General features: G+C 71.8%; 10 protein-coding genes, 1 other RNA gene and 1 pseudogene. 1 reads left to right on the forward strand and 11 read right to left on the reverse strand.

What is annotated here, in order from left to right:
* Positions 1-168: 168 nt before the first annotated feature.
* From VR45_RS06430 to ftsE, 8 genes and pseudogenes are all read right to left on the reverse strand, one after another.
* A complete protein-coding gene (locus VR45_RS06430; protein ID WP_045938702.1) occupies positions 169-450 on the reverse strand; it encodes an HU family DNA-binding protein in 282 nt (93 codons plus the stop codon).
* 558 nt (positions 451-1,008) lie between these two features.
* Positions 1,009-2,542 (reverse strand): annotated as a pseudogene (locus VR45_RS06435) (NAD-dependent malic enzyme).
* Positions 2,543-2,974: 432 nt separating this feature from the next.
* Positions 2,975-5,272, reverse strand: a complete 2,298-nt coding sequence (locus tag VR45_RS06440; protein ID WP_045938703.1) for a UvrD-helicase domain-containing protein — start codon at positions 5,270-5,272, stop codon at positions 2,975-2,977.
* A gap of 128 nt (positions 5,273-5,400) precedes the next feature.
* Positions 5,401-5,783, reverse strand: a transfer-messenger RNA (tmRNA) gene (ssrA, locus tag VR45_RS43275).
* An 86-nt stretch (positions 5,784-5,869) separates the two neighbouring features.
* Positions 5,870-6,346, reverse strand: a complete 477-nt coding sequence (gene smpB, locus VR45_RS06445) for an SsrA-binding protein SmpB (protein ID WP_043474758.1) — start codon at positions 6,344-6,346, stop codon at positions 5,870-5,872.
* A 44-nt stretch (positions 6,347-6,390) separates the two neighbouring features.
* The gene (locus VR45_RS06450; protein WP_045938704.1) at positions 6,391-7,539 is read right to left on the reverse strand and encodes a S41 family peptidase; all 1,149 of its coding nucleotides are present in this window, start codon (positions 7,537-7,539) and stop codon (positions 6,391-6,393) included.
* 122 nt (positions 7,540-7,661) lie between these two features.
* Positions 7,662-8,573, reverse strand: a complete 912-nt coding sequence (gene ftsX / locus VR45_RS06455) for a permease-like cell division protein FtsX (RefSeq protein ID WP_030394279.1) — start codon at positions 8,571-8,573, stop codon at positions 7,662-7,664.
* Positions 8,574-8,649: 76 nt separating this feature from the next.
* Complete coding sequence (gene ftsE, locus VR45_RS06460; protein WP_030394280.1) at positions 8,650-9,339, reverse strand: cell division ATP-binding protein FtsE; 690 nt, start codon at positions 9,337-9,339, stop codon at positions 8,650-8,652.
* Positions 9,340-9,689: 350 nt separating this feature from the next.
* On the opposite strand from ftsE, the gene VR45_RS06465 reads away from it, so the two are divergent.
* A complete protein-coding gene (locus VR45_RS06465; RefSeq protein WP_045938705.1) occupies positions 9,690-9,884 on the forward strand; it encodes a hypothetical protein in 195 nt (64 codons plus the stop codon).
* 97 nt (positions 9,885-9,981) lie between these two features.
* Here VR45_RS06465 and prfB read toward each other — a convergent pair whose 3' ends face one another.
* The 3 genes from prfB to VR45_RS47820 all read right to left on the reverse strand — a co-directional run bounded on the left by prfB (position 9,982) and on the right by VR45_RS47820 (position 12,859).
* Positions 9,982-11,094, reverse strand: a complete 1,113-nt coding sequence (gene prfB / locus VR45_RS06470) for a peptide chain release factor 2 (RefSeq protein WP_045938706.1) — start codon at positions 11,092-11,094, stop codon at positions 9,982-9,984.
* A gap of 103 nt (positions 11,095-11,197) precedes the next feature.
* Positions 11,198-12,457 carry a serine/threonine-protein kinase gene (locus tag VR45_RS06475; RefSeq protein WP_045938707.1) on the reverse strand — a complete coding sequence of 420 codons (1,260 nt, stop codon included), beginning with the start codon at positions 12,455-12,457 and terminating at the stop codon, positions 11,198-11,200.
* Between the two features lie 225 nt (positions 12,458-12,682).
* Positions 12,683-12,859, reverse strand: a complete 177-nt coding sequence (locus VR45_RS47820; RefSeq protein WP_199925910.1) for a hypothetical protein — start codon at positions 12,857-12,859, stop codon at positions 12,683-12,685.
* Positions 12,860-12,878: the final 19 nt, after the last annotated feature.

Raw genomic sequence — 12,878 nt, forward strand, 5'->3', positions numbered from 1 at the left:
CTGCCGGGCGAGCTGCCCGCGGTGGCCGCCGGCGAGCCGAGCAGCGAGCTCGTCGACGCCTGACCGGTGCGTCCGGCGGCCCTCCGGGGCCGCCGGGGCCCCCGGACAACGGCAGGAGGCCGGGTCCCCACGAGGGGGACCCGGCCTCCCGGGCGTTCAAGGGGTCGTTCAGACGCCCTTGGCGGCTTCCTTCAGCTTGGAGCCGGCGCTCACCTTGGCGCTGTAGCCCTCGGGGATCTGGATCGGCTCGCCGGTCTGCGGGTTGCGGGCGGTGCGGGCCGCGCGGTGGGTGCGCTCGAAGGTCAGGAAACCGGGGATGGTGACCTTCTCGTCGCCCTTGGCGACGACCTCGCCGACGATCTCGGCGAAGGCGGCCAGAACGGCGTCGGCGTCCTTGCGGGTCACCTCGGCGCGCTCGGACAGCGCGGCCACCAGCTCACTGCGGTTCATGTGTACTCCTGTGGTCTGTTCGCTTGCGGTGTGCCGGGGCCCGTCGGTACTCCCAACGGGAGGCACCCCGATGGGCCGCGGGTCCGCACACTGTGCTCATGCAGGCAATGCGTGGTCGCGGGCCGGGTCCGCACCCAGTGCCGCGCGCCGTGCCTTCGAAGGCCCGCCTGCCTGCCCGGATACGAATCCTGCCCCGACCGGCCCCGAGAAAGCCAATCGGGCCCCGGCGGAACGACCCGAACAGCGCCCGCCCGCCGGAGGTGTGACGCTCCGTCGGCTCCGGCGGACCGGGCGCGGGCGGCGGTCGGGACGACGCGCCGGAAGACCAGGGGGACGTTCCGTACTTGTCGGACACGCCTGCCCCGTGCAGGGCTACCGTACGCCCTAGGTCCGACAAGCCCAAACACGCCCCTCGCCCTTGTGTCGCAAGGGTTCGGGGCGGGAATGGGCGGGTACGACCGTTAATCGGTCATTTGATCGATCCACGTCACCGCGCGGGCAGCGCCGCGGAAGCCGGATGCCGGGCCCGGCGCAGGGGCCCGTCGACGGATTCCGAGGTCAGAGCCGCACAGCGGGGAAGGACGCGGTGTCGAGCGTGCCGACGATGCCCGGGGTCGGACGGGACGGCGCGGGCGCCTCCGAGGCGGCGGCCAGGGCGGCTTCCCGAACGGCGGCGGCCACGGTCTTGGCCACGTCCTTGTGGAACACGCTGGGGATGATGTAGTTCGGGTTGCGCTCGTCGTCGCCGACGGTGGCGGCCAGCGCCCGGGCGGCGGCGATCATCATCTCGGTGTTGACGGTGCGGCTCTGGGCGTCCAGCAGGCCGCGGAAGACGCCCGGGAAGACCAGCACGTTGTTGATCTGGTTCGGGAAGTCGCTGCGGCCGGTGGCGACCACCGCGGCGGTCTGCCGGGCCACCGCCGGGTCGACCTCCGGGTCCGGGTTGGCCAGCGCGAAGACGATCGCGTCCCCGGCCATGGTGGCCAGGTCCTCGCCGTCCAGCAGGTTCGGGGCCGAGACGCCGATGAAGACGTCGGCGCCCGCCACGGCCTCCTTGAGGCTGCCGGTGCGGCCCGAGCGGTTGGTGTGATCGGCGATCCAGCGCAGGTTGTCGTTGAGGTCGTCGCGGCCCTGGTGGACCACGCCCCGCACGTCCGCCACGGTGGCGTGCTCGACGCCCGCCGCCATCAGCAGCTTGAGGATCGCGGTGCCGGCGGCGCCGGCACCCGACATCACCACCCGGATCTCGGAGATCTCCTTGCCGACCACCTTGAGCGCGTTCATCAGCGCCGCCAGCACCACGATCGCGGTGCCGTGCTGGTCGTCGTGGAAGACCGGGATGTCCAGGGCNCGCCAGCACCACGATCGCGGTGCCGTGCTGGTCGTCGTGGAAGACCGGGATGTCCAGGGCCTCGCGCAGCCGGGCCTCGATCTCGAAGCAGCGCGGCGCGGAGATGTCCTCCAGGTTGATGCCGGCGAAGCCCGGGGCGATCGCCTTGACGATGGCCACGATCTCGTCGGTGTCCTGGGTGTCCAGGCAGATCGGCCAGGCGTCGATCCCGGCGAAGCGCTTGAACAGGGCCGCCTTGCCCTCCATGACCGGCAGCGCGGCGGCCGGACCGATGTTCCCCAGGCCCAGCACCGCGGAGCCGTCGGTGACCACGGCGACGCTGTTGCGCTTGATGGTGAGGCGGCGGGCGTCCTCGGGGTTCTCGGCGATCGCCATGCAGACCCGGGCGACACCCGGGGTGTAGATCATCGAGAGGTCGTCACGGTTGCGGATCGGCAGCTTCGAGGACATCTCGATCTTGCCGCCGAGGTGCATCAGGAAGGTTCGGTCCGAGACCTTGCCGATCGTGACGCCGTCGATGGTCCGGAGCTTCTCGACGATCTCCTCGCCGTGCGCCACCGAGGTGGCGGCCACAGTCACGTCGATCCGGAGCGCCTCCAGGCCGGAGGCCGTGACGTCGAGGCCGGTCACCGAGCCGCCGGAGGACTCCACCGCCGTGGTGATCGCGCTGACGGCGTTGCCCGTGGCCGGGACCTCCAGCCGCACCGTGATCGAGTTGGAGACACTGGGCACCGTCGCCATCGACGTTCCTTCTTCCGTCCGTCCGTCCGCGAGTTCAACAGTTTGTTGAAGTCCCTCGCCTGCGCATGCTAGACCTCGATCGTCGCACCTACCAGGGCGTAGTCAGAAATAACGTTCATTGAGTGTGCGGACCCGACAACTTCTTGCCTCCGGCGCCCGATGCGTTACATTGGACGGGACACCGGCTCGATCCAAGCCCCCGGGCCCAACCTTCGTCCCTTCGAGGGACCACTTGCCGCGAGGCGAGCATGGCGGGTCGGTGTCGTAGCTTCTGAAGGCCCCTCACCCACCGGGTGAGGGGCCTTCGTCGTGCTCCGCCGCGGTGCTTCGCCGCCGACGCCGCGCAGCGGTCCGGCGGCCCGGTGACGGCCGGTCCGGGCGGGCCGGCCGTCACACTCCGTCAGACGCCCGCTCGGGCGGACGGCGGCGCGCTCAGCCGCGCAGCAGCGCGGGCGTCCCGGCCGCGTCGGGCAGGTCGTCCGGCCCGGACAGCACGGTCAGCCGCTGGGTCGCCCGGGTGAGCGCCACGTACAGCACCCGCAGGCCCGCCTCCGACTCGCCGGCGATCCCGGTCGGGTCGGCCACCACGGTCGCGTCGTACTCCAGGCCCTTGGCCTCCAGGCTGCCCAGGGTCACCACCCGCTCGCCCAGCCCCTCGGTCCAGCGGGCCGCCTCGGCCCGCCGGTCCATCGGCACCACCAGGGCCACCGTGCCGTCCACCTCGCCCAGCAGCAGCTCCAGTTCGGCCCGGGCGGCCGCGCCGAAGACCTCCGGCGAGGGGTCGGTGACGGCCGCGAACCTCGGCTCGACGCCCACGTGCCGCACCGCGCTCGGCGACGGGGTGCCCGGCGCGGCCAGCGCCAGCACCTTGGCCGCCACCTCGGCGATCTCGGCCGGGTTCCGGTAGTTCACGGTCAGCGTGTAGCGGCGGCGCGGCTTGCCGGACAGCACCTCGTCCAGCGCGGCCTGGGCCTCCTGCGGGAACGGCCAGGAGGACTGCGCCGGGTCGCCGACGATGGTCCAGGTGGCCGTCCGGGCCCGGCGGCCGATCATCCGCCACTGCATCGGGGTGAGGTCCTGCGACTCGTCCACGATCACATGGGCGTACTCGGTGCGCTCGGCCGGCACCTCCCGCTGCCGGGCGTTCCGGTCGGCGAAGGTGGTGACCTCGTCCAGGCCGGTCAGCAGGTCCGCCGCGTCGACCTCGCGGAACTTCGGCCTGGCCGGCTCGCCGAGCAGCAGCTGGAGCTCGTCCACCAGCGCCACGTCGTGCGCCGACAGCTCGCCCTCGCCGTGCTCGGACAGGTGCCGCCAGGAGGCGGCCAGCACCTTCGACTCCTCCGGCGTGATCGCGCCGCGGGCGATCCGGTTGGTGTGCCGGGACTGCTTCAGGGTCCCGAGCACCCGGCGCGGGGTGACCGCGGGCCACCAGGCGTCCAGGAAGGCCAGGAACGGCGCCTCGTCCGAGACGTACTCGTCGAAGGCCTCCTTCTCCTCCTGGCGTCGCTCCCGGGCGTAGTGGTCGGCCGGCCTGGGCAGGTCGCGGACGGCCTCCTGCCAGAGCGCGTCCAGCAGCAGCCGGCGGGCCCGCGGGCGGAGCAGGTTGAGCGGGGTGCCGCCGGAGCCGACGACATTGCCGCGCACGGTCCTGAGCCGGCCCGCGTCCAGCCGCAGCACCTCGCCGCGGGCGACCACCTTGAGCTCCTGCGGGGCGCGCAGCTCCAGGGTCGCCCGGGCGGCCCGGCGCAGCAGCTGGACCATCCGGGCCGAGCCCTTGATCCGGGCCGCCCGCGGGGTGTCGTAGGTGCCGGCCTCGATGCCGTCGACCAGCGAGCCGACCGCGCGGATGGCGACCTGGCCCTCCTCGCCGAGCGAGGGCAGCACGCCCTCGGTGTAGGAGACCAGCAGCGGGGTCGGCGAGACCACCAGGATGCCCCCGGCGTACCGGCGGCGGTCCTGGTAGAGCAGGAAGGCCGCGCGGTGCAGCGCGACGGCGGTCTTGCCGGTGCCGGGGCCGCCGGTGACCAGGGTGGCCCCGGCCGCGGCGGCGCGGATGACCTCGTCCTGCTCCTTCTGGATGGAGGAGACGATGTCGCGCATCGAGTGGCTGCGGGCGCGTCCGAGCGAGGCCATCAGCGCGCCGTCGCCGACCACCGGCAGTTCCTCGCCGTCCAGGGTCGGGGTGAGGTCGGGGCGGAGCAGGTCGTCCTCGACCCCGATCACCTTGCGGCCCTTGGAGCGGATCACCCGGCGCCGGAGGACCCGGCCGGGCTCCAGCGGGGTGGACCGGTAGAACGGCGCGGCGGCCGGCGCCCGCCAGTCGATCACCAGCGGGCCGAACTCGGCGTCCAGCACGCCGAGCCGGCCGATGTGCAGGCTCTCGGCGACGGCCGGGTCGGCGGGGTCGAGCGGGGTGTTCGAGGGGATGCCGTGCTCCTCCGGGGCATCGGCCTGCTGGAGGTCGACCCGGCCGAACAGGAAGTCCTCGAACTCGTTGTTGAGCCGCTGGAGATGCGCGCCGGCCCGGTAGACCTGGGCATCGCGCTCGGCGAGCGCGCCCGGAGTACCGACGTGCACCCGCTTGGCGGCGTCCTCGAGGATGTACTCGGCCTCGGCGAGCTTCTCCTCCAGACGGTGGTAGACGGTGTCGAGGTGGCGTTGCTCACCGGCGATCTCGCGCGCGCGCACGGTCTCGTGGTCGGTGGCAGTGGTGTCCGTGTTGCTCTGCATGGCCTCGGTGGTTGCGGCGGAATCCCGCTCCGGGAAACGAGCGGACGGACGATCCTACGCCCAGGCCGGGGGAAACGTGAAGGCCGCCCTCCGCAACGCGGTGGACGGCCTTCACTGTGAACATGGGGTGGTGGAGATGCCGGGAATCGAACCCGGGTCCAGTGGAGTTAATTCAGGGCTTCTCCGAGCGCAGTCCGCTGTGCTTTTCTCGGCCCTGGCAGTCACGCGGACAAGCCGCCAACAGGCCCAGCTGCTGTTTGATTTCCCCTCCACCCCCGCAGCCCGGGTGGACGGTTGAGTTCCCTAGATTATGCCAGGGTCCGGGTCGGGAACTCCCCGGTCTGACACCCAAGCGCTATCGGTGCTTAATTAGGCAGCGAGAGCGAACTGCTGGGAATCGCGCTTAGAGTTGGCGATTATTTTTTTGCGACACGTGGTTAACGAGATCATTGCCGCGTTCCTCGGCTCGCTTCCCCTGTTTCAACATCCCCTGTCGAAACCGATCATCCCCATGTTTTTTTGAGAAACAGCGCGGACGGTGACCGTCCTTGTTGCTGGCGCCATCCTACGCGAGGCGACCAGCGGGGGTCCAGCCGATTAACTCTGGCGCCGCCGGGCGGCCGCCACGGCGCGCGCCGTCTCGCGGGTGTCCTGCTTCTCGCGCAGGGTCTGCCGCTTGTCGTAGAGCTTCTTGCCGACCGCGAGGGCCAGTTCGAGCTTCACCCGGCCGTCCTTGAAGTACAGCGAGAGCGGGACGAGGGTGTGGCCGGCGTCGCGGACCTTCGTCTCGATCTTCTGGATCTCCATCCGGTGCAGCAGCAGCTTGCGCTTGCGCCGGGCCGCGTGGTTGGTCCACGTCCCCTGGGTGTACTCGGGGATGAAGACGTTGTCGATCCACGCCTCGTGGTTCTGGATGTAGGCGTAGCCGTCGACCAGGTTCGCCCGCCCTTCGCGCAGTGACTTCACCTCGGTCCCGGTGAGCACGAGGCCGCACTCGTAGGTGTCGAGGATGGTGTACTCGTGTCGCGCCTTCTTGTTCTGCGCGATCAGCTTGTGTCCGGTTTCCTTTGCCATAGCGCCGTCATTCTCGCACCTCCGGCCCTCTTCCAGCAGCCCCTTTACGTACGGCTGCCGAGACCGGCGAGCACTCGCAGGGCGAGCGCGTCCGCGTCCTCCGCGGCGTCCGCCGGGACGTCCGGGGCCAGCCCGGCGCCCTCCGGGGAGCGTCCGGCCGGGGTGTAGTAGCGGCCGACGGTGAGTTCCAGCACGGCGCCGTCGGCGAGCCGGCTGGGCTGCTGCACGGTGCCCTTGCCGAAGGTCCTGGTGCCGGCCACCACGGCCCGGCCGCGGTCCTGGAGGGCGCCGGTGAGCAGTTCGGCGGCGCTCATGGTGCCGCCGTCCACCAGCACCACCAGCGGGGTGCGCTGGTCGCCGCCGGGCGGGGCGGTGAGCTCGCGGGTGCCGCCGCGGTCCTGGTAGGAGCCGACCGGGCCGCCGTCCAGGAAGACCCCGGCGGTGCCGACGGCCTCCTCCACAAGTCCGCCGGAGTTGCCGCGCAGATCGAGCACCACCCCGGCGCGCGCGCCGCGCACGGCGGCGCGCACCTGCTCGGCCACGCCGGAGGTGAAGGCCCGGACGGCGATCCGCACCACGCCTCCGGCCAGGTGCTCGACGGTCACCTGCTGGCTGTCCAGCAGCGCCCGGCGCAGCCGGACCTCGCGGACCCCGTCCTCGCCCCGCCGCAGCTCCAGCACCACCTCCGAGCCCGCCTGCCGCTCGGCGCCCTCGCGTCCGCGCAGCCGGGCGACCACCTCGGTGACCGGCAGCCGGTCGGCCTCGTCCTCGCCGATCCGCAGCAGCCGGTCGCCGACCGCGATCCCGGCGGCGGCCGCCGGACCGGCGGGCAGCACCTGGGAGACGGCGGTGACGCCGTCCTCGCCCCGGCCGACCGACAGGCCCACGCCCAGGTAGCGGCCGTCCAGGCCCTGGCTGAACTCGGCGTACTCCTGGGCGCTGTAGTACGCGCCCCAGCGGTCCCCGGTGGCGCCGATCAGATGCTCGGCCTGCTGCTCGGAGAGGTTCGCGCCGGCCGGGTCCTGGCCGGCCCCGAGGGGCGCGGCGACGGCCTGGGCGGTGTCCACCGACGGCGGGCGGGCCGCCGCGTCCTGCTCGCCCCAGGCGCCGGTGGCGGCCCCGGCCAGCAGGACCACGCCGAACACCAGGCCGAGGGTGGCCGCCTGACGGGTCGCACGGGGAGAGACGGGCATGGCACCGGAGTCTAGGCGCAGGCCGGAACCGGGAGGGGCGGAACGGACGGCGGCGGAACGCGGGCGGCCCCGGACGGCGCAGTGCCGTCCGGGGCCGCCCGGTCGTCCGGAGCGCGGTCCGGTCAGACCTTCAGGTACTTGCGGAGGGTGAAGAAGGCCGCGATGCCGGCCATGCCCATACCCACCACGACCAGCAGCGGGATCACCGCGAGCACCGAGGAGAGGCCGATGAAGTGGATGAACTGCACCCGCTCGGCCAGCCAGTTCTGGACGAAGAAGTGCCCGCCGAGCAGCAGGCCGGAGGCCATCACCGCGCCGAGCAGCGCGGAGAACGCGGCCTCCGCGATGAACGGCATCTGCACATAGAAGTTGGAGGCGCCGACCAGGCGCATGATGCCGGTTTCGCGCCGCCTGCTGAACGCCGACACCCGGACGGTGTTGACGATCAGCAGCAGGGCGACGAAGAGCATCAGCACCATGATCACGAAGGCCGCCGTCTGGAGGCCGTTCAGCAGGCCGAAGAGGTTCTCCAGGATCTTCCGCTGGTCCTCGACCGACTTGACGCCCGGCTTGCCGGCGAAGGCGCTCTGGATGACGTCGTACTTGGTCGGGTCCTTCAGCTTGACCCGCCAGGACTGCGGGATGGCGTCCGGGCCGAGGACGGAGATGAGCGGGTTGTCCGGGTTCATCTCCTTCCAGTGCTTGTACGCCTCGGTGGAGTTCTCGAAGGTCGAGGTCTGGACCACCGAGTCCATCTTGTCCAGCTGGGTCTTGATGTCGGCGATCTGCTGGTCCGTGGCCGCGCCCTTGTCGCACTGGGGCGAGTTCCGGGCGTCGGCCTTGGTGCAGAAGTAGATGCTCACCTCGACCTTGTCGTACCAGTACCCCTTCATGGAGTTGACCTGGTCGCGGACCAGGAGGGAGGCACCGGCGAGGGCGAGGGAAAGCGCGACACTGACGACGACCGCGATGGTCATCGTCAGGTTGCGGCGGAGACCCACACCGATCTCCGACAGGACGAACTGGGCGCGCATGCGTTCAACAACTCCAGGGTCGGTACTGCTGGTCGGAGGAGGCGGGCGGACGGCCCACGGGTTCAGCGCCGAGCGGTCAGTGCTGGTACCCGTAGACGCCGCGGGCCTGGTCGCGGACCAGCAGCCCCTTGTCGAGCTCGATGACGCGCTTGCGCATCTGGTCGACGATGGCCTGGTCGTGGGTGGCCATCAGCACCGTGGTGCCGGTGCGGTTGATGCGGTCGAGCAGCTTCATGATGCCGACCGAGTTCTGCGGGTCGAGGTTGCCGGTGGGCTCGTCCGCGATCAGCAGCATCGGGCGGTTGACGAACGCCCGGGCGATCGCGACGCGCTGCTGCTCACCACCGGACAGCTCGCCGGGCATCCGGTCCTCCTTGCCGCCGAGGCCGACCAGGTCGAGCACCTCGGGCACCACCTTGCCGATGGCGCTCTTCGGCTTCCCGATGACCTCCAGCGCGAACGCGACGTTCTGCGCGACGGTCTTGTTCGGCAGCAGCCGGAAGTCCTGGAAGACGGTGCCCAGCTGGCGGCGCATGTGCGGCACCTTCCAGTTGGACAGCTTGCCCAGGTCCTTGCCCAGGACGTGCACCTCGCCGGTGCTGGGCCGCTCCTCGCGCAGGCACAGCCGCAGGAAGGTGGACTTCCCCGAGCCGGACGAGCCGACCAGGAAGACGAACTCACCCTTCTCGATCTCCAGCGAGACGTTGTCCAGGGCGGGACGGTTCTGCTTGGGATAGGTCTTGGAGACGTTGTCGAATCTGATCACGGCTGCATCACGGAGGCCATCCTAGGCGGCGCCAGTCCTCGGTCGGTCCGCCCCCCGGCATGCCCGGCCCGGGGCGGGCGAGGGGAGCGGAACGGCCGCTCCCGGCTTGGGACCATACGCGAAGGCCCGCCCGGCCCGCAGGTTCAGGGCGTGACAGCGGCAGAAAACTGGGGGAGAATGCCCGGTTATGCCCTGAAAATTGGGAGCCATCTCACAGCCCGGGGGCCGGAATCGCCGGAACCTGGCAGAGTGGAGGTTGCGGTCGGGCCCGACCGCTCCGCCGCACAGGGCACAACAAGGAACCAAGGCCCGCTCCGGTGCGTTGGCAGTAGCAGCGAGGAGGAGATCGCATGACCTGCGACCATCTGGTGTGCGCCAACTGCAACGGCCGCGTCAGCGAGGGCCGCTGCCCCGCCTGCCGGGCCACCCGGGCCAGGCTGCAGGAGCAGCAGGGTCCGTTCGCCGCGCTCTCCCCCGCGATGCTGCTGGCCGTCCTGGCCGGGCTGCTCGCGGTGGTGCTGCTCGCGCGGCAGGCACTGGCCTGAGGAAGGTACCGGCGGTACCCGGACACCTGCACAGCGGTACCCGTACATACGGGAAAGGCCCCGACCGGAGTTCCGGTCGGGGCCTTTCCCGTATCGACTACTGCGCGGCGGCCTCGCGCTGCTTGCGCCAGCGGATGCCGGCCTCGATGAAGCCGTCGATGTCGCCGTCCAGCACGGCCTGCGGGTTGCCGGCCTCGAACGCGGTCCGGACGTCCTTGACCATCTGGTACGGGTGCAGCACGTAGGAGCGCATCTGGTTGCCCCACGAGCTGCCGCTGTCCTTGAGCGCGTCCATCGCGGCCCGCTCCTCCTGGCGGCGCCGCTCCAGCAGCTTGGCCTGGAGGACGTTCATCGCGGACGCCTTGTTCTGGATCTGCGAGCGCTCGTTCTGGCAGGAGACCACCACGCCGGTCGGGATGTGCGTGATGCGCACCGCCGAGTCGGTGGTGTTGACGCCCTGGCCGCCGGGGCCGGAGGCGCGGTAGACGTCGATGCGCAGCTCCGACTCGTCGATGTCGACGTGGTCGGACTGCTCGACGACCGGGAGCACCTCGACGCCGGCGAACGAGGTCTGCCGGCGGCCCTGGTTGTCGAAGGGCGAGATGCGGACCAGGCGGTGGGTGCCCTGCTCGACCGAGAGGGTGCCGTAGGCGTAGGGGGCCTTCACAGTGAAGGTCGCGGACTTGATGCCGGCCTCCTCCGCGTACGAGGTGTCGTAGACCTCGGTCGGGTACCCGTGCCGCTCGGCCCAGCGCAGGTACATGCGCATCAGCTGCTCGGCGAAGTCGGCGGCGTCCACGCCACCGGCCTCGGCGCGGATGTTGATCAGCGCCTCGCGGGCGTCGTACTCGCCCGACAGGAGGGTGCGGACCTCCAGCTCCTCGACCGCCTTGGCGACGGATGTCAGCTCGACCTCGGCCTCGGCGCGGGTGTCCGCGTCGTTCTCGGCCTCGGCCAGCTCGAACAGGACGCCCAGGTCGTCGATGCGGCTGCGGAGGCTCTCGACCCGGCGCAGTTCGCCCTGGAGGAAGGAGAGCCTGCTGGTCACCTTCTGTGCGTTCGCGACGTCGTCCCACAGGGTGGGGGCCGCTGCCTCCTCCTCCAGGACCGCGATGTCGGCCCGGATCTTGTCCAGGTCGAGGACGGCCTCGATCGACCCCATGGTCGTATCGAGGTTCTTGAGCTCTTCGGAAGGATCGACGGCTGCCACGCCCCCAGAGTAATGGTTCCCGGGGTGCACATGACGACCCCGGGGGCCTCCGAGGCCCGGAGTGCGCCGTCGGGGCGGCCGCCCGGGCCGCGGACGGCGCCGGTCAGGGAGCCCGCGGAGCCGTCGCGGAGGTGGCCGGGCGCGGGCCGGGACCGGCGTCCGGGGCGGTCGCGGCGAAGGCGGTCCAGGCCGCCGCCGCCCCGGCCAGCAGCAGGATCGTGGCCAGCAGCACGGCCAGCATCCGGCGGCGGCGCAGCAGCGCCTGGCGGTCGCGGCGGTGGGCCGTGCCCGGGGCGGTCCGCTGGGCCCGCGACTCCGCCGCGTAGGAGGCCAGCTCGTGCGCGGAGGGGCGGCGCAGGCTGGTGTGGGTGTCCCGGGTGGAGTCCGGGGCGGCGCCCGGCACCAGCGGGACGGCCGGGCCGCGGCGGCGCTTGTGGGTGCCGGGGGCGGCGTCCACCTCGGCGTACACCGCCTCGCCCGGGGTCAGCTGCTCCTCCACCGGCGCCCGGCCCTGCTGCGGGACGGCCAGCACCGGCAGTCCGGCCAGGGCGGGCAGCTGCTCGCGCAGCCGGGCCGCCAGCTCGGCGGCGCGCAGCCGCGAGGCCGGGGCCTTGGCCAGGCACTCGGCGATGATCCGCCACAGGCCGTCGGGCAGGCCGGGGATCGGCGGCACCTGCTCGGTGACGTGCCGGCGCAGCACCGCCCCGGTGTGGCCGCCGCCGAACGGGGTGAAGCCGGCCAGCAGTTCGTAGAGCACGGTGGCGAGGGCGTAGATGTCGACGGCGGCGCGCGGCTCCAGGCCCTCGATGATCTCGGGGGCGAGGTAGTCGGGGGTGCCGATGATCCTGGTCGCCCGGGTGCGGCGGGGGGCGTCGACCAGCCGGGCCACCCCGAAGTCGGTCAGCTTGGCCCGCGGGGAGCCGCCGGGCCCCGGGGCGGCGGCCAGGTCGAGCAGGACGTTCTCCGGCTTGACGTCGCGGTGCACGATTCCGGCCGCGTGGGCGGCGGCCAGGCCGTCGGCGACGTCCGCGATGATCGAGGCGGCGGCCTGCGGGGGCAGTGCGCCGTCGCGCTCCAGCCGGGAGCGCAGGTCGGTGCCCTGGACGAGTTCCATCACCAGGGCGAGGTCGCTGCCGTCCACCACCATGTCGCGCACGCCGACCACCCGGGGGTGGTCGAGGCTGGTCAGCGCGGCGCGTTCCTGGACGAAGCGCCCGACCAGTACCTGGTCGGCGGCCAGGTCCTCGCGGAGCAGCTTGACCGCGACCGGACCGTCCGGGCCCTCGCCGAGCCAGACCGTCCCGGCCGAGCCCCGGCCGATCACCTGGTGGACGGTGTAGCGGCTGCCGATCTTGCGTGCCAATGCTGCTCCGTGGGCGGCGGGAGCGCCCCGGGCGGGTCCGGTGCACTCGGTGGGGCGGGACAACAGCGACCAACCTACGCGCCCGGACACCCTTCGCGGGCCGCCCGAGGCCGCTCGGCAGGCGGGAAAAGGCAAGAATTCCCGGGAAGTGTCGACAAAACGTCAATTCCACCGACCGGAGCCGGTACCGGGCCCCGATGCCGCCCCGCCGTCACCGCGGCACCGTCATCTGTTCGAGTCGAAGACGTCGGTCACCCAGTCCTTCGCGCTGGTGAACCAGTCCTGGACATTGGCCCAGTACTCGGGGAGCGGGGTGAAGTTCCACAGCGCCACCGCGGCCACCGCGAGCACCAGCAGCACCATCAGGCAGCCCTTGAGACAGCCCAGGCCCGGGATGTACACTGTCTCTTATACACATCTC

This window comes from Streptomyces sp. NRRL S-495 (assembly GCF_000966955.1).
In the GTDB taxonomy this organism is placed as follows: Bacteria; Actinomycetota; Actinomycetes; order Streptomycetales; family Streptomycetaceae; genus Kitasatospora; species Kitasatospora purpeofusca.